This is a genomic window from Paraburkholderia aspalathi (assembly GCF_905220735.1).
GTDB lineage: Bacteria > Pseudomonadota > Gammaproteobacteria > Burkholderiales > Burkholderiaceae > Paraburkholderia > Paraburkholderia aspalathi.
On record NZ_CAJNBA010000001.1, the window covers coordinates 2,114,111 to 2,130,334 of the forward strand.

A 16,224-nucleotide genomic window follows, 5' to 3' on the forward strand; every position below is an offset into this window, starting at 1 on the left:
GAGATGAAAACGCTTGGGGAGATGATAGAGCGCAATGCGCGTTTCCATGTGGACAGGGAAGCGTTGGTGTTTGGCGACCGGCGTGTGACTCATGGCGAGATGGCGGAGCGCGCTCGCCGTTTCTCTGATGCGTTGTATCGGCAAGGGTTGCGTCGGCAGGACCGGGTCGCGGTGCTGGCGATGAATTGCGCCGAGTACTACGAGACCTACCGTGCCTGCGAATGGGCCGGCTTTCTGCTCGCCACCGTCAACTTCCGCCTGGCGCCTGCGGAAATCCTGCACATCGTGAAGGACGCGGCACCGAAAGCGCTCGTCTTCGAAGCGCAATATGCTGCGCTGGTGGACGCCCTGCGTCCGCAGTTGCCCGATGTTGAATGTTATATCTGCATCGGCGACGCGCCGTCATGGGCGACATCATTCGAATCCGCGATGGAAGCCGGCTCGCCTGACGGGCCGCCGATTCGCTCGCAGCCCGACGACTTCGCCTATCTGATCTACACGAGCGGTACAACCGGACACCCGAAGGGGGTAGTCCGCACGCATCGCGCGATGTGCGCCACGGCGGAAAGCTGTGCGCTGGTCACCGAATTTTCCGGACACTCGAAGGTGCTGCAGACTACACCGGCGTTTCACGTAGGCGGCATTGGCTTTGTGAACGCGGTTGCGTGGCTGGGCGGAACGACCGTACTGCATCGCAGTTTCGAGCCGAAGGCAATGCTGGAGACGATCCAGGCCGAGCGCATCACGTTCACGTTCCTTGTCTCCGCCATGCTGCAGGCCTTGCTCGATATACCCGAATTGTCCTCGTACGATCTGTCGAGTATCGAGAACATCACAACGGCAGCCGCGCCGGTGCCGGTGCCGCTCCTCAAGCGCGGCATCGAAGTGCTGGGCCCGGTGTTCTCGGTCCAGTATGGCATGACCGAGAGCAACGCCTGCTGGCTGCCGTCTCATGAAGTGCGGCCAGATGGCACAGCGGAAGAAGTCCGGCGTCTGGCGTCGGTCGGCCATCCCTGTCCCGGGATCGAACTGCGCATTGTGGACGATAGCGGCCTTGACCTGCCGCAGGGCCAGACCGGCGAAGTGTGGCTGCGCTCGGCGACTCAACTGAGCGGATACTGGAACAACAGCGTGGCGACGATCGACGCCTTGCGCGACGGCTGGTATCGCAGCGGCGACATGGGCTTTCAGGACAGCAGCGGTTATGTCTTCCTGGTGGACCGCAAGAAGGACATGATTATCTCGGGCGGCGAAAACATCTACAGCCGCGAAGTGGAGAACGCCTTGCTGCAGCATCCGTCCGTGATCGACGCGGCAGTGATCGGCTCACCCCACGAAAAATGGGGTGAATGCGTGAAGGCCATCGTCGTGCTCCGGCCGGGCAAGACAATACAGGAGGCAGAGCTGATCGCGTTTTGCCGCGAGCTGATCGCCGGCTACAAATGCCCGAAATCGGTTGAATTCGTCGACGAGCTCCCGCGGCTGCCTACCGGAAAGATCAGCAAGGTTGTATTGCGCCAGCGGTTCGGCCGCTGAACGCGTGGCAGCCATGCCGCCTACTTCGAATGAGAGTGAATCATGAGCAAATGGCTCCAAAGCACGGAATGCGTTCAATTCGAGGTCGCCGAGCGCGTGGCGCGAATCACGCTGAATCGTCCGGACAAACGCAATGCGATTAACGGTGTCCTGTTGCGGGAGCTGAAAGAGGCGCTGCTCGAGGCGGACGATCTGAAGTCGGTGAACGTGATCGTCCTGCGCGGCGCCGGCAAGGACTTCTGCGCCGGTTATGACCTCGTCACCACCTATTCGGATCGCGCGGCGGAGCAGGTCGATCCGGGTGAATACCGGGGCACGGTACGAAGCTTCGATGACGACTGCTGGTCGATGGAGCGGCAGGCGGAAACCGTGAACACCATGGCGGATGTGCACAAGCCGATCATCGCGCAGGTTCACGGCAACTGCCTTGCGGGCGGCACCGACCTCGCGCTGGCCTGCGACATGGTGCTGGCCGCGGACAACGCGCGGATCGGCTTTCCCGCGACGCGCGCCAACGGCTCGCCGCCGGCGCACATGTGGTTCTATCACGTGGGGCCACAGTGGGCGAAACGCCTGTTGCTGTCCGGGGATTCGCTGACCGGCCGCGATGCGGCAAAGATCGGTCTCGTGATGGACGCCGTACCCGCGGAAGAGCTTGAAGCCGAGGTTGCGGAACTCGCGCGCCGGCTGTCGTTCGTCGACGCCGATCTGCTCTCCGCGAACAAACGGATTGTGAATCTCGGGCTTGAACTGGCGGGCGCACGCACGCTGCAACGCCTTGCTGTCGAGAACGACGCGCGTGCCCATCAGAGCCAGGGCCCACGGCGTGCGCAATTCAAGGCGGATATGGAGGCCAATGGCCTGAAGGAAGCGCTCAAGCGCCGCGACGAGCCTTTCGGGGACGGCGTGATCAAGCTGCGTGCACGCGGCGAATGAAACGTCCCCGCACCATGCGGGGGACCCGGAGCCATCCGGCTGACTCACTTAAGACATGAAAACCATGGATGTCGAACTTTCAGTGAAGGACGCGGTTGCCACGCTCTGTCTGAATCGTCCGGAGAAGCTCAACGCGTTGACGCCGGACATGCTGAGCATGCTGATCGAGCATCTTGATCGCATCGAACGTGATCCGGAAATCCGTGCGGTCATTCTGACGGGCGCAGGGCGGGCCTTTTGCGCCGGTGCCGATATAAAGGGCAGTGGCGCGGCGCCGCCGCCGATGAGCGTGTCGCACGCGCGCCAATCGATGGCGGTTTATCAGCAGGTTGCCTTGAAGCTCTACAACCTCAATAAGCCGGTGGTTGCGGCGGTGCGAGGTGTCGCGGTCGGCATTGCCTGGAGTTTTGCGCTGTGCGCCGACCAGCTTCTGGTGTCGGACACGGCGCAGTTCATTCCGGCCTTTCTGATGCGCGCAACCTTGCCCGAAGGCGGCATGGTGCATCTGCTTGCCCGCCACTGCGGAGAATTTCGCGCGAAGGAGATCATGTATCTCAATCGCAAGCTGACTGGTCAGGAAGCGTTCCAGGCGGGACTGGCAAGCCGTGTCATCGAGGACGCGAGTCTCATGAATGCCGCCGAAGCGCTCGCCGCCGAACTGGCGGCCATGCCGACGTTCTCGATCGGACTGACCAAAGAACTCTTCCGCCTGAACGCCGGCAGCATGGAAGAGTTTCTCGTGCACGAGCTGAATTCCGTTGCGCTCGCGGTGAATTCCGACGATGCCGCCGAGGGACGGCTCGCCGCACGGGAAAAACGCCCCCCCTCTTTCAAGGGGCACTAGGCCGATCAAATAACCGGCGCAAGCGGGCGGCGGCCGCGAAGCAGTGCGACCTTCGGTGGACGCGCGGATGGGGACATAGCAGGAGGAATCAGGCATGCACTTCGAGTACACCCCGGAGGACGAAGCGTTTCGTCAGGAAGTCCGGCAGTTTTTCAGGGAGCAGTTACCCGCCGCGATTTCGCATCGCTGGACGATCGGGGCGCATCCTCCATTGAAGGAGGACATTCGGACGTGGCAGCGCATTCTGCATCAGCGCGGATGGGGCGCGCCGCATTGGCCGGTGGAACACGGCGGAACCGGCTGGGCAGCCTTTCGCAAGCATATCTTCATGGAAGAGCTGTATAACGCGGACGCGATGGACTACGGCTGGCAGGCCACTCACATGGTGGCGCCCGTCATCATCGCGTTCGGCTCGGACTGGCAGAAGCAGCGCTTTCTCCCCGCTATTCTTTCCGGGGAGGAGTTCTGGTGTCAGGGTTTTTCGGAGCCGAATGCGGGCTCGGACCTGGCGGGTCTCAAGACCACCGCGGTCCTCGACGGCGATGAATATGTGATCAACGGTCAGAAGATCTGGACCAGCGACGCCTCGATTGCCGAATGGGGCTTCTTCCTCGTCAAGACGGACACGACGGTCAAGCCGCAGCGCGGCATCTCGTTTTTGCTCGTCAAAATGGATACGCTTGGGATCACCGTGCGCCCGATCGTTTCGATCGAAGGCGGAACGGGCCTGAACGAGGTCTTTCTCGAGAACGTTCGCGTGCCACGCACACACCTGGTTGGCGAGGCGGGCATGGGTTGGACTTACGCGAAATATCTGCTCGAAAAGGAGCGCACCACCAGCGCGTTTCTCTATTTCAACAAGCGGGAATTGCAGCGCGCCAAAAGCATCGCCGAACGGGAAATGGTGGACGGCGTGCGTCTGATCGACACAGCCGAATTTGCCCGCAAGCTGGCGTCGGTCGAAGTGGATCTGCTGGCGCTCGAGTGGTCGGTGTTACGAATCCTGGCCGAGGAAAGGAGCACGCGCAATCTCGACGCGGTGGTGTCGGCGCTCAAGATCAGTGGCTCGGAGATGCAGCAGCGCGTCACGGAGCTGCAGATTGATGCGCTCGGTCCGCGCAGCATGCGGTTCCAGCAACACGGTGACTGGCGCTTCGACGATCCGTTAGCCGACGACGATGACGCATGGCCCGGCTACGTGGCAGGCCGCACGACCGGCTACCTGATCGGCCGCGCGTCGACCATTTACGGCGGTGCGCGGGAGGTGCAGAAAAACATTATTGCCCGTCTCGCCTTTGGACTTTGACCATGGACTTCAACCTCTCCGAAGAACAATTGATGCTGAAGGACGGCGTGGACCGGTTCATTCAGCAGGAGTATGGATTCGAAACGCGCCGCGAGATTGCCACAAGCGAAGAGGGTTTTAGCCGCGCGCGCTGGCAGGACTATGCTGAGCTCGGCTGGCTCGGCCTGATGCTGCCTGAGGATGTCGGCGGTCTTGCCTGCTCGTTTGTCGAAACGGCCATTGTGATGGAAGCATTCGGGCGCGGCATGGTGCTCGAACCTTTCGTGCAAACCGCGCTTCTGTGTTCAGCCATCATTGACCGTAGTGGCTCGGATGCTAAACGGCAGGCGCTCCTGCCGGCTGTGATCGAAGGCCGGCTGCTGCTCGCGCTGGCCGACAGTGAAGCGGGCTCACGGTTCAAGCTGGGCTGCGGTGATCGTACAGTTGCACGCAAGACGGCTGGTGGCTATTTGCTGAGCGGCGCCAAGACGCTGGTGATGGCGGGCGGTTCGGCGGACCAGTTGCTGGTGACCGCGCGTCTGAACGAGCAAGCGGAAGACCTCGCGATTTTCGTGCTGGACCGCCGTGCGGCGGGCGTGACCTGCCGGACATATCGTCTGCTCGATGGATCTTGTGCCGCGGACATTGAATTTCGCGACGTCGAACTGGATGCGTCCTCGTTGCTGGTTGCCTCCGATCGCGCCCGAGAAGTGCTCGAGGTGGCGACCGGACTCGCTACGCTAGCGAGCGTAGCCGAGATGCTCGGCGTGATGGAAGCCGTGATGGACATCACCGCCGAATACATCAAGGCTCGCGTGCAGTTCGGTCAGCCGATCGGCAAATTTCAGGCGCTGCAGCATCGTATGGCCGAAATGTTTGTCGCCGTGCAGGAGACCCGCTCGATACTCTACTGCGGCATTGCGCATCTGGATCGGCCGGCAACGGAACGCAGCCGCGTCATCTCGGCGGCCAAGGCGGTCGCCGGCCGGGCGAGCCGTTTCGTTTGTGCGCAGGGCATTCAACTGCATGGCGGTATGGGGATCACCGAGGAATATCAGGTCGGCCATTACTTCCGCAAGATGACGATGATGGAAAAGCTGTACGGCGACATCGACTTTCACCTCGCGCGCTTCGCCGCGCCGCATTGAATCGGGCCACGTGTCCAATCAGAAGGAATAGCGCTTATGTTACGAGTCAAAGACAGGATCGCCATCGTCACGGGCGCGGCGTCCGGTATCGGTGCGGCGTGTGCCGCGATGCTGGCTGCTGAAGGCGGGCAGGTGGTCGTTGCGGACCGGGATTTCGACGGCGCCGTGGCGCAGGCCCAGCGTATCGAGCAGCAGGGCGGCCGGGCGATTGCCGCGCGGGTTGATATCGGCGACGAGGCTTCAATAGCGGCGTTGTTTGCGCTTACCGTCGAAACCTGGGGCGGCCTTGACGTGCTGCACAACAATGCGGCGGCCACCTCGCTGTCGAGTACCGTCGATGCCGCCGTAGAAGCCGTCGATGTCTCTGTCTGGGACGACACGATGCGCATCAACCTGCGCGGCACCATGCTGGCGTCACGTTATGCCATCCCGCTGATGCGGGCGCGCGGAGGCGGCTCGATCATCAATACGTCGTCGGGCGCGGCTCAGGCTGGTGCGCTCGGCTATAGCGCTTACGGTGTGTGCAAGGCGGGCATCGAAGCGTTGACGCGTTACGTGGCCGCCCAGCACGGCAAGGAGGGCATTCGCTGCAACGCGATTGCGCCTGGCCTGATCGTGACACCGGCAACAATAGGCCATTACGCGGGACCCGTGGGTGAGATGATGCTGAGCCATCATCTCACCCCGCGCCTCGGGAAGCCGGAAGACGTAGCACATGCGGTGGTGTACCTGGCGTCCGATGAGGCGGCTTTTGTCACCGGGCAAATCATCAACGTGGACGGTGGGCTGCTGTCGCATCAACCGTACTACGCCGATGAAATTCGCGCCCGCACCGCGGGCGGCGTGACGGTCGGCGCGAAGAGGACGACATGACCATCGATGCCGATCTGCTTGCTCGAATCGACCGTATCGAGGCGCAACTGGCGATCCAGCAATTGCCCATGCGCTACGCGCTTGCCGTCGATTCGCGAGATCTGGACAGCCTTGTCGCGCTCTTTACCGACGACGTGAATTGCGGGCGGTGGGGTGCAGGGCGCGCCGCGCTGAAAACGTTCTATGGGTCGGAGCATATCCTGCGCAGCTTCTACCGCAGCATTCACCAGATCTGCGGACATGCGATCGACCTGGTCGATGCAGATCATGCGACAGGTCAGGTGTATTGCCGCGCCGAGCATGAGGACAATGGCAATTGGGTCGTCATGGCGATCTGCTATTTCGACCACTACGTACGGCGCGAGGGGACGTGGTATTTCGAACGCCGCGACGAACGCCACTGGTATTCGACCGACTGGCTGGAGCGCCCGGGGACGCCGCGTTTTCAGAACTGGCCCGGCAAGTACGAGAGCGACAAATACCAGCCGCGCCTGCCGCAGTCGTTTCCGACCTGGGCGTCTTTCTGGGAGGCGGTTGAACCGGCCGCGATCGGTGTGCTGACGCGTTCGCCTTGACTCGCCCCACGGCGCAAAGCGGGCGAGGGGTGGATGGGTGGATGGGTGGATGGTCGACAGCGCAAGCGCGCTCACCGCACCGCTTTCAGGCCGCGCCGGGAAGGCGAACCACCAGACCGTCGAGTTCCGGCGTGACATTGATCTGACACGTCAGGCGGCTGTTTTCCCGCACGTCCATCGCGCACGTCAGCATGTCGATCTCATACGGCTCGGCGGGCGGCATGTGGTTGACCCACGCTTCGTCGACGTACGCATGACAGGTCGCGCAGCTGCAACTGCCGCCGCAATCCCCCAGAATCCCCGGCACCTGGTGACTGACGGCGGTTTGCATGACCGATTCGCCGATGTTGGCCGTCGCAGTGGTTTCATGGCCGTCCGGTTGAATGAATCGAATGATGGGCATGATGTAGCTGGAGTGAATATGATCAATCAGGCTGCGGGAGCAGGCTTTTGAGCGGGATCGAATCGTCTGCGAGGTCGGTGGCGCGCACTGGAATCTTCTCGCCGACGAAACGCTTGGCCAGCATGAATTCCTGCGGACGGCTAACGGTATCGGCCGCAAGCATCACGCCATCTTTCAGATAAAACGCGGAGAACGAACGGTTTTCAGGCGCACCGCGCATGACAAGTTCGTCATAACCCTGCGACAGGCCGACCATCTTCAGTTTCAGGTCATATTGATCGGACCAGAACCACGGCACACTGTTGTAGACGCGCTCCTTGCCACACAGCGTGGCCGCTGCCGTGCGCGCCTGCTCCATGGCATTGGGCACGGACTCCAGCCGCAAGCGCCGCCCCAGAAGTCCGTTGGGGTGGTTGGTGCAGTCGCCGATGGCGAAGATGTCGGGGTCGGACGTGCGGGTGTGCTCATCCACCACGATGCCGTTATCCACGACGAGACCCGCTGCGCTGGCCAGTTCCGTGGCGGGTTGCAAGCCGACACCGACGATGACGAGATCGGCGGGAATGCAGGAACCGTCGGCACAGACCACGGTTGCGACCGCATCGCCGGATGCATCCAGTTCGAAGCTGCTGACCGCCGTGCTGGTGCGCACATCGACGCCGGCTTCGCGATGCACCCGTTCATAGAACGCAGAAAGTTCCGGCGCCGTGACTCTGGCGAGCACGCGAGGCAATGCTTCGAGAACGGTCACGTGCAGCCCTCGCTTCACTGCAACAGCCGCGACTTCGAGGCCGATGTACCCGCCGCCAATGATGACGAGGCGTGCCCCCGTATGGAACTGCATGCGGATGCGTGCGACGTGGTCGAGCGTGCGCAGGTAGTGAAAGTTCGGTTGCTTTTCGATCGCTTCGATGCCCGGCAATGCTAGCCTGCGAGCATGGCCACCCGTCGCGATTACGAGCTTCGAATAACCGATCTCGCGACCGTCCGACAGGGTCACCACATGCGTCGCGCGGTCGATGCGCTCGGCCCGGGTATTAGGAATGAATTCGATCCGGGCCTTGTCGTAAGTGGCCTGCGGTTTTAAATAAAGCTGTTCCGCGCTGAGTTCGCCCGATAGAAAAGCCTTCGACAAAGGCGGGCGCTGATAAGGCAGATGCGGCTCCTCTCCGATCAGCATGATGCGGCCCGTCCAGCCCTGATCCCGGATGCTGGTTGCACACTCGCCCGCTGCGTGGCCAGCACCGACAATCAGTGCGATGTCCTCTGGGGTTGCTGCAGTGCTCATAAACGCTCACTCCCGTCCCGTGTGGCTATCGTGCGGACTGCGATGCACCGGCGATGATTGCTATTTGTGAATAACATTCTCAATTGTGAACGCCATCTGAACGGGCTGTCAACTCTCGGGTTCCCTATCGGCCTTGCCGTTCCCGTTCGTGTTTCTGGATCGAAAATCCCTATTGCACAATCTCGATTATTCGAACATAGTTCGAATATTAGAACTCGATGTGGTATCTGCGTGAACGCCTCGGCTAACTCATAAAACGCAACGTCAGGAGACGGCATCATGGATGAGCGGCTGCGTCTTCAGGATTTCGACGATCCTGTCTTCAACCCCTTTTTCGAGGATGCGCTGGCCTATGGTGCGGATAGCGACCCCTACCCGCGCATCGCCGCGTTGCGCGAGCGGGGCTCGGTGCAGAAAGGCGACTATCGCGTGTTGATGGACACGCCCGCCGATCTGACGATGCTGGACGTCGAGCATTACTGTGTGTTTGGCTATGACGAAGTGGCGCAGGTGTTGGGCGATCCGGCGACGTTTTCGAATCTGGCCTATGAGCGCAATATCGGCATCAGCTTCGGCCGCAGCATCTCGACCATGGACGTGCCCGAACATCCGCGTTACCGGCGTATTTTCCAGAAGGCGTTTATGCCGAATACGGTGGCGGCGTGGGGCGATACGCTGGTTGATCCGGTGGTGAACGACTTGATGGACAGGTTTTGCCGCCGCGGTCATGCCGACCTCGTACAGGAATTCACGCTTCATTACCCATTCAATATCATCTATCGGCAGCTTGCGCTGCCGCCCGAAGACGTCGCGATATTCCACAAACTCGCAATCGCCCAGACGCTTGTTTCGGTGGATATCGAGCACGGGGTCGAGGCCTCGACGAAGCTGGGCGCGTATTTCGCGCAACTCGTCGCGCAGCGCCGCGAGCATCCCGGCGACGATCTGGTGAGCATGCTGGCGACGGCTGAAGTCGAAGGCGAACGCTTGCCCGAAGAGGTGGTGATCTCGTTTCTGAGGCAATTGGTGAACGCGGGCGGCGACACTACGTATCGCGCGACGAGCGTTTTGCTGCTCGGTCTGCTGCGCAATCCGGATCAACTCGATGCAGTACGGCACGAGCGCGCGCTCGTGCCGCACGCCATCGAAGAAGCCTTGCGTTGGGATGGGCCTGTCGTGATGCAGTCGCGCATGGCGGCGCGGGATGTGACCTTGGGTGGCGTCGAGATTCCGGCGGGCGCCTTTATCGATGTGGTAGCGGGCAGCGCCAATCGCGACCCTGGCCGTTTCACGGATCCCGACCGGTTCGACATTTTCCGCACCAGAGCGCATCGGCATTTTGCTTTCGCCTATGGACCGCACGTGTGCATCGGCCAGCATCTGGCGCGCGTCGAGATGACGCGCGCGCTCAACGCGATCCTTGACCGGCTGCCGAACCTGCGGCTTGACCCTGCGGCGCCGGCACCATTGATCAACGGCATCATGATGCGCGTGCCGCACACGATTCCGGTCGTATTCGGCTGAGATTCGACCGATCCAGCCAGCCGCCGGAGACTGAACTGATGACCGACTTCGACTATGTCGTCGTGGGGGCAGGGGCCGCAGGGTGTGTGCTGGCCAACCGCCTCTCGGAGAGCGGGCGCCATGAAGTGCTGCTGATCGAAGCAGGTCCGGAAGATACCAGTCCTTTGATCCGGATGCCGAAAGGATTCGGCAAACTACTGGGTGACCCCGTTCATGCGTGGTTCATCCCGGTTCGGCCGGATAGCGGCAACGGCCATCGCACTGAAGTCTGGTTGCGCGGCAAGATGCTCGGCGGATCGAGCAGCATCAACGGCATGGTCTATATGCGCGGCCATCCCCAAGACTACGACGGGTGGGCCACGCTCGGTGTGGAAGGCTGGAACTGGCAGGACGTGGCGCCGTGCTTCAGGCGCATCGAAGACCACGCGCTGGGTGCCGACGAACTGCACGGCAAGGACGGCCCGCTGAAAGTGTCGCTGTACGCCGAGCGCAATCGCCTCGGCGAAGCCGTGCTGGAAGCCTGCCGGTCGCTTGGCGTGCGAAGGGTCGAAGACATCAACCGGCTCGATCACGAAGGCGTCGCCTACCTGACTTACACGATTCGCAACGGCCGCCGGCAGAGTTCAGCCGAAGCGTTCCTCAAACCGGCGAGGAAGCGCAGGAATCTGACTGTCGTCACGGGGATGGAAGTGACCCGGGTCATCTTCGAAGGGACGCGCGCAGTGGGTGTCGAATGCAAACGTGCCGGCTTCGAGACCACTCACCGGGCACGCCGCGAAGTGGTGCTATCAGCGGGTGCGCTCGAGTCGCCGCGCTTGTTGCAACTGTCGGGTGTGGGCGATCCGCAACATCTGCAGCCGCTGGGCATCCGCGTCGTCGCGCCGAGCCCCGGCGTCGGTCTGAATATGCGTGAACATTTGCTTTACATGATTCAGGCGCGTCTGCGGCAATGGCGCGATTCGCAGAACCGGCAGTTCGCCGGGGCGCGTCTGTGGCGCAATGCGCTGCGGTATTTTCTGTTCCATAGCGGTGTCATGGCGTTGGGTCCGTATCAGGTTGGAGGCTTCTTCCAGACCGCACCTGATGCCACCCGGCCGGATGTGCAACTGATGATGGCGCCGTACTCGCTGGATTTCGATGCCGGGGGCTACGGTTTCGAAGCCTTCCCCGGCATGCAGTTTTTCAGCTATCCGCTCAGACCCGAGAGCCAGGGGCACGTGAAGATCGTTTCCGCCGACCGCAATGTTCCCCCGGAGGTGGTCGCCAACTATCTCGCCGATCCCTACGATCAGCGCATGGCGATCAACGCATTCCGGCTGATGCGCAACGTCTTCGCCGCGCCGCCGTTGGCAAGGCTGCTGGATGGCGAAACGCGTCCCGGCTGCGCGCTTCAGTCCGACGACGAAATCCTCGAACTCTATCGGCGCGAAGGTCAGTCGGGCTACCACGCCTGCGGCACCTGCAAGATGGGGACCGACACACTTGCGGTACTCGATTCACGCTTGCGCGTGCGCGGCGTTGACTCACTGCGCGTTATGGACCTGTCCGTCACGCCGACGATGATTTCCGGCAACACGAACGGCCCGATGATGGCCATGGCGTGGCGCGCAGCCGATCTGATTATGGCGGACGCACGATGACATGGCGTGATGCGTATTGCGAACGTGACGCGAACCTTCATACGCGATATTTTGATCAGGGAGTGATGGCATGAACCTGACGGCGCAAGCCTCGAACATCACTGCGATCGTCCAGCAGGCGCTCGACCATGCGACTCGCGAGGGCGGCGAAATCGGCGTCCAGGTGGCGGCCTACCTGAATGGCAAACTGGTCGTGGATGCATGGAGCGGTGTGGCCGATCCGGCGACGGGACGTCTTGTGGATGGCGAAACACTGTTCAACGTCTACTCAGTCACGAAGGCCGTGGCGGCGACCGCGCTGCACATTCTGGCCGATCGGAGCCACATCGACTACGACGCACCCGTTACACGCTACTGGCCCGAATACGGTGCGCACGGCAAGGCGCGCACGACGGTTCGAGACGTGCTGACGCATCGCGCGTGCGTGCCGCAGATGCCCGACGGCGTCACGCCCGAACGGATGTGCGACTGGCAGTGGATGACCACGGCGATTGCCGACCTGAAACCGTTGGCGGAGCCGGGAACGAAAACACTCTATCTGTCGATGACCTTCGGCTGGATCATCGGCGAGTTGGTACGTCGGGCGGATCCGGAAGGGCGCTCGCTGGGACGCTTCGTGCGCGAGGAAATCGCCGCGCCTCTCGGCGTCGCTGACCTCTGGATCGGTATCCCCGATGAGGTCGAGCCACGTATCGCGAAGCTCACTGACGCAATGGTGCCGGTGCCGGCGGAATATTTGCCGCCGCTGTTCCTCGCCTCGATGCCTGAGCAGGTCGCGCTGAATCCAACGGTGTTCGAGCGGGCCGATGTGCGCCGCGCGGAAGTGGCGGGGGTTGGCGGCATATTCAATGCACGCAGCGAAGCGCGCTTCTGGGCGATGCTTGCGGGCGGCGGTGAGCTTGACGGTGTGCGGTTGCTGTCGAAAGAGCTCGTCGCGACGCTGAATACGCCGCGGGCGAACAGCGAAGAACCTGACCCGGTGATGTTCGGGTTTCCGATTCCGATCACCATCGGCGGGTTCTGGTTCGGCGGCGCTCATCCGCCGGTGACCGCCGCGCAATCGCCGCGCGCCTTATGCCATCCGGGGCAGGGCAACTCGATTGGCTGGGCCGATCCGGATACCGGTCTGGCCGTTGCGATTTGCCACAACAAGCTGTTCAATCCGACTTCGCCCGAGGAAGACCCTCTGCTGCCCGTCGCCCGGGCGATCCGCGAAGCATTGAATCTGGACTAGTGACCTATGGCGATCGATACAGCGCATTTACAGCAGTGGATCGGCAGAAGCGAGCGCGTTTCCGACACGCTTGGCCCGACGCCGATCGCCGCACTTGCCGCCACGCTTGACAAAGACGACACCTCGGTCGCGCCCGGCAATGCATTGCCTCCGTTGTGGCATTGGCTCTACTTTTTGCCGTTGCACCGGCAATCGCAGGTGGGTCCGGATGGACATCCGAAGCGAGGCGGTTTCCTGCCGCCGGTGGCCTTGCCGCGGCGAATGTGGGCGGGCAGTCAGTTGACGTTTTTACGGGAGCTGAAGGCCGGCGACGCGATCATCCGCTTGTCGACGATCGTGGACGTGGCGCACAAGCAAGGTCGAAGTGGCGACCTGGTGTTCGTCAAGGTGCTGCATCAGATCAGCGATATGGCAGGCGTGGCGATCACGGAGCATCAGGACATTGTCTATCGCGATCATCCTGTCCCGGGCGAAAAGCTGCCCGCACTCCAGCCGGCGCCCGAAGGCGCGCAATGGATGCGGGAGATCCATCCGGATCCCGTGCAGTTGTTCCGCTATTCCGCATTGACGCTCAACGGTCATCGTATTCACTACGACCGGCCCTATGCCATGGAGAAGGAAGGCTATCAGGGGCTTGTAGTGCACGGCCCGTTTCTGGCGACGCTGCTGCTGGATCTGGTGCGATCGGCTCTTCCCGGCGCGCGAGTCGTAGCGTTTTCGTTTCGCGCAGTCAGTCCGGTGATCGACACGGCGCCATTCGTTGTTTGCGGACGTCCGGACAGCGATGACGGCAAGACGCTCAAACTGTGGATCGCAGGTAGCGACGGCACCTTGCGCATGCAAGCGGAGGCCGTTCTGGGGTAACTGTCACCTTTATCGCCGATAGCGAACACCTGCTATTTCCGGCATCTGACGTTAATTTTCATGGGGCGTTATGCGTTCATTTCTGTTTGTTCCGGGGATACGGCCTGAGCGTTTTAGCAAAGCGCTCACTTCTGGCGCCGATACCGTGATCGTGGATCTCGAAGATGCGGTCGCTGAAGCGGACAAGGCGCAGGCTCGTCAATATGTCGCGGATGGCGCATCGGCATTCGACGCATCGACCACGCGCGTGCTCGTGCGCATCAACGGCTTCGGTACGCCATGGTTCGATGACGACCTGGCGTTGCTCACGGCGCGCGGCATCGATGGCGTCGTATTGCCGAAAGCGGAGAGCGCGGAAGCTCTTCTTAATGTCGCGCGCGTGAGCGGCAAGCCCATTCTGCCGATCGTCGAATCGGCACTCGGCGTGTGGCAGGTTCTCGAGGTGGCCAGGGCGCCCGGCGTGGAGCGGCTCGTATTCGGTTCGGTCGATTTCGAACTGGATCTGGATTGCTCAGGTTCATGGGATGCGCTCCTCTATGCCCGCTCGAGGATCGTTCTGGCGTCGCGGGTTGCTGGTCTGCTGCCGCCAGTGGATGGCGTAACCGTAACGCTCGATGACACCGCGCAACTCGCGGCCGATGCGTCGGCCGCGCGACGCCTGGGTTTCGGCGGCAAGCTGTGCATCCATCCGAAACAGGTAGCTCAGGTCAATGCCTCGTTCAGTCCGGGCGAGGATGAACTAGCGAAGGCGCGGGAAGTGGTCGAAGCATTTGAGCGCGCTGGCGGCGGCGCGGTGTCCGTCGACGGGCGGATGGTGGATCTGCCGGTTCTGCTCAAGGCGCGGCGTCAGTTGGCGATGGCAGGCGGCTCGACGGGCGCACGGAATGGCAACGCACCGGACAGCGGTTGCGCTAGTGAATCGTGCGTCGGATAGAGGTCACCGCTTTGCCGCGCGCCTGGATCGAGTCGCTGTGCGGCAGAACAACCAGCCGCGGCTGAGCGGCCGGCCATCAAGGTCGCTCGCGGCTGGTGACGTGTCGGGACCGTATTAAACCGGATCCCAGGGCGTCAATGTGAGTGACGGCACGTTCGGGAAGAAGCTCGACTCGAACGCGGGCATCACCTGTTCGGCGATCGACTCCGGGGTCCAGCCGCCATCGCGATGCAGCGAGCGCACCATGCGGATCTGGTTGAAGAAATAGATTTCGTTAGCACGTACACCGAAGATCTGCCCCGATACCTTCGCCGCGCGATCCGACGCCAGATAGACCGCAAGCGGCGCCACCTTGCGCGCTTCCATTTTCTTCATGATCTCGACGCGCGCCTTCTGCTCGGGCGTCTCGGACGGAATCGATGCGGTCATCGCGGTCCATGCCCATGGCGCGATACAGTTTGAGCGCACATTGAACTTTGCCATGTCGAGCGCGATCGACTTCGATAGGCCCACGACGCCCATCTTCGCCGCCGAGTAGTTGGCCTGGCCGATATTGCCGATCAGACCGGAGGTGGACGTCATGTGAACGTAGCTGCCGCCGTTCTGCGCCTTGAAGTGCGGTGCGGCGGCGCGCGCCACAAAGAACGAACCGTTCAGATGCACGTCGACAACGGCCTTCCATTCTTCCGGGCTCATGTTGAAGAACATACGGTCGCGTACGATGCCCGCATTGTTGATCACGCAATCGACTCTCCCGAAGGTGTCGAGCGCTGCCTGCACGATCTTTTGCGCCGAATCCCATTCGGCCACGCTATCCGTACTCGCCACGGCTTCGCCGCCTGCTTCCCGGATTTCCGCGACGACGCGCTGTGCCGCGAACTCGCCACTTTCCGCATGACGCCCCAGATCGTTGACCACCACCTTCGCGCCGGCCGCCGCGAACTGCAGCGCGAAATCGCGGCCGATGCCCGCTCCCGCTCCGGTTACGACCACCACCTTGTCTTTCACGATATCGCTCACTGTCGTCTCCATTCGTTTCAGGCGTTGATGTAGAAAATCCGTCAGCCTATAATAACAAAACTGAACATCGTTGCATATTGTGAACGGAAGGGCGGTGCATCGACTCTTCACTCAAACCCC

General features: G+C 61.9%; 15 protein-coding genes. 12 read left to right on the plus strand and 3 right to left on the minus strand.

The genetic code is table 11. The features are described from left to right. The first annotated feature begins 3 nt into the window (after window positions 1–3). The 7 genes from KHO30_RS09370 to KHO30_RS09400 all read left to right on the plus strand — a co-directional run bounded on the left by KHO30_RS09370 (window position 4) and on the right by KHO30_RS09400 (window position 7,197). Window positions 4–1,536 (plus strand): class I adenylate-forming enzyme family protein, encoded by a 1,533-nt coding sequence (locus tag KHO30_RS09370; RefSeq protein ID WP_211700661.1) that lies wholly within the window; start codon window positions 4–6, stop codon window positions 1,534–1,536. Window positions 1,537–1,578: 42 nt separating this feature from the next. Beyond that, window positions 1,579–2,472, plus strand: a complete 894-nt coding sequence (locus KHO30_RS09375; RefSeq protein ID WP_211700662.1) for a crotonase/enoyl-CoA hydratase family protein — start codon at window positions 1,579–1,581, stop codon at window positions 2,470–2,472. Window positions 2,473–2,536: 64 nt separating this feature from the next. Next, window positions 2,537–3,316, plus strand: coding sequence for an enoyl-CoA hydratase/isomerase family protein (locus tag KHO30_RS09380; protein ID WP_211700663.1), 780 nt, complete (start codon window positions 2,537–2,539; stop codon window positions 3,314–3,316). Between the two features lie 94 nt (window positions 3,317–3,410). After that, window positions 3,411–4,622, plus strand: a complete 1,212-nt coding sequence (locus tag KHO30_RS09385; RefSeq protein ID WP_211700664.1) for an acyl-CoA dehydrogenase family protein — start codon at window positions 3,411–3,413, stop codon at window positions 4,620–4,622. Window positions 4,623–4,624: 2 nt separating this feature from the next. After that, the gene (locus KHO30_RS09390) at window positions 4,625–5,749 is read left to right on the plus strand and encodes an acyl-CoA dehydrogenase family protein (protein ID WP_211700665.1); all 1,125 of its coding nucleotides are present in this window, start codon (window positions 4,625–4,627) and stop codon (window positions 5,747–5,749) included. A 36-nt stretch (window positions 5,750–5,785) separates the two neighbouring features. Beyond that, entirely contained in the window at window positions 5,786–6,622 is an 837-nt protein-coding gene (locus tag KHO30_RS09395; RefSeq protein ID WP_171926213.1) for an SDR family oxidoreductase, read from the plus strand. Next, window positions 6,619–7,197, plus strand: a complete 579-nt coding sequence (locus KHO30_RS09400) for a nuclear transport factor 2 family protein (protein WP_211700666.1) — start codon at window positions 6,619–6,621, stop codon at window positions 7,195–7,197. The genes KHO30_RS09395 and KHO30_RS09400 overlap by 4 nt, the downstream gene beginning before the upstream one ends. Before the next feature lie 85 nt (window positions 7,198–7,282). On the opposite strand, the gene KHO30_RS09405 is transcribed toward KHO30_RS09400, so the two are convergent. Beyond that, the gene (locus KHO30_RS09405) at window positions 7,283–7,600 is read right to left on the minus strand and encodes a 2Fe-2S iron-sulfur cluster-binding protein (protein ID WP_211700667.1); all 318 of its coding nucleotides are present in this window, start codon (window positions 7,598–7,600) and stop codon (window positions 7,283–7,285) included. A 22-nt stretch (window positions 7,601–7,622) separates the two neighbouring features. Then, complete coding sequence (locus KHO30_RS09410; protein ID WP_211700668.1) at window positions 7,623–8,888, minus strand: NAD(P)/FAD-dependent oxidoreductase; 1,266 nt, start codon at window positions 8,886–8,888, stop codon at window positions 7,623–7,625. 279 nt (window positions 8,889–9,167) lie between these two features. On the opposite strand from KHO30_RS09410, the gene KHO30_RS09415 reads away from it, so the two are divergent. From KHO30_RS09415 to KHO30_RS09435, 5 genes are all read left to right on the plus strand, one after another. Next, entirely contained in the window at window positions 9,168–10,412 is a 1,245-nt protein-coding gene (locus tag KHO30_RS09415; RefSeq protein WP_211700669.1) for a cytochrome P450, read from the plus strand. Window positions 10,413–10,450: 38 nt separating this feature from the next. Then, on the plus strand, window positions 10,451–12,052 hold the full coding sequence (locus KHO30_RS09420; RefSeq protein ID WP_211700670.1) for a GMC family oxidoreductase: 1,602 nt from the start codon (window positions 10,451–10,453) through the stop codon (window positions 12,050–12,052). Between the two features lie 70 nt (window positions 12,053–12,122). Then, window positions 12,123–13,286 carry a serine hydrolase domain-containing protein gene (locus tag KHO30_RS09425; protein WP_211700671.1) on the plus strand — a complete coding sequence of 388 codons (1,164 nt, stop codon included), beginning with the start codon at window positions 12,123–12,125 and terminating at the stop codon, window positions 13,284–13,286. Between the two features lie 6 nt (window positions 13,287–13,292). Then, window positions 13,293–14,150 carry an HTD2 family dehydratase gene (locus KHO30_RS09430; protein ID WP_211700672.1) on the plus strand — a complete coding sequence of 286 codons (858 nt, stop codon included), beginning with the start codon at window positions 13,293–13,295 and terminating at the stop codon, window positions 14,148–14,150. Window positions 14,151–14,220: 70 nt separating this feature from the next. After that, on the plus strand, window positions 14,221–15,084 hold the full coding sequence (locus tag KHO30_RS09435) for an HpcH/HpaI aldolase/citrate lyase family protein (RefSeq protein WP_211700673.1): 864 nt from the start codon (window positions 14,221–14,223) through the stop codon (window positions 15,082–15,084). A gap of 114 nt (window positions 15,085–15,198) precedes the next feature. Here KHO30_RS09435 and KHO30_RS09440 read toward each other — a convergent pair whose 3' ends face one another. Beyond that, window positions 15,199–16,104, minus strand: coding sequence for an SDR family NAD(P)-dependent oxidoreductase (locus KHO30_RS09440; RefSeq protein WP_168435551.1), 906 nt, complete (start codon window positions 16,102–16,104; stop codon window positions 15,199–15,201). Window positions 16,105–16,224 lie beyond the last annotated feature (120 nt).

Excerpts from the sequence above, each read along its gene's own strand:
- KHO30_RS09375 (WP_211700662.1), top strand. The coding sequence starts at position 1,579 with ATGAGCAAATGGCTCCAAAGCACGGAATGCGTTCAATTCGAGGTCGCC.
- KHO30_RS09435 (WP_211700673.1), top strand. The coding sequence starts at position 14,221 with ATGCGTTCATTTCTGTTTGTTCCGGGGATACGGCCTGAGCGTTTTAGC.
- KHO30_RS09405 (WP_211700667.1), bottom strand. The coding sequence starts at position 7,600 with ATGCCCATCATTCGATTCATTCAACCGGACGGCCATGAAACCACTGCG.
- KHO30_RS09385 (WP_211700664.1), top strand. The coding sequence starts at position 3,411 with ATGCACTTCGAGTACACCCCGGAGGACGAAGCGTTTCGTCAGGAAGTC.
- KHO30_RS09425 (WP_211700671.1), top strand. The coding sequence starts at position 12,123 with ATGAACCTGACGGCGCAAGCCTCGAACATCACTGCGATCGTCCAGCAG.
- KHO30_RS09410 (WP_211700668.1), bottom strand. The coding sequence starts at position 8,888 with ATGAGCACTGCAGCAACCCCAGAGGACATCGCACTGATTGTCGGTGCT.
- KHO30_RS09380 (WP_211700663.1), top strand. The coding sequence starts at position 2,537 with ATGGATGTCGAACTTTCAGTGAAGGACGCGGTTGCCACGCTCTGTCTG.
- KHO30_RS09395 (WP_171926213.1), top strand. The coding sequence starts at position 5,786 with ATGTTACGAGTCAAAGACAGGATCGCCATCGTCACGGGCGCGGCGTCC.
- KHO30_RS09390 (WP_211700665.1), top strand. The coding sequence starts at position 4,625 with ATGGACTTCAACCTCTCCGAAGAACAATTGATGCTGAAGGACGGCGTG.
- KHO30_RS09415 (WP_211700669.1), top strand. The coding sequence starts at position 9,168 with ATGGATGAGCGGCTGCGTCTTCAGGATTTCGACGATCCTGTCTTCAAC.
- KHO30_RS09370 (WP_211700661.1), top strand. The coding sequence starts at position 4 with ATGAAAACGCTTGGGGAGATGATAGAGCGCAATGCGCGTTTCCATGTG.
- KHO30_RS09400 (WP_211700666.1), top strand. The coding sequence starts at position 6,619 with ATGACCATCGATGCCGATCTGCTTGCTCGAATCGACCGTATCGAGGCG.
- KHO30_RS09420 (WP_211700670.1), top strand. The coding sequence starts at position 10,451 with ATGACCGACTTCGACTATGTCGTCGTGGGGGCAGGGGCCGCAGGGTGT.
- KHO30_RS09430 (WP_211700672.1), top strand. The coding sequence starts at position 13,293 with ATGGCGATCGATACAGCGCATTTACAGCAGTGGATCGGCAGAAGCGAG.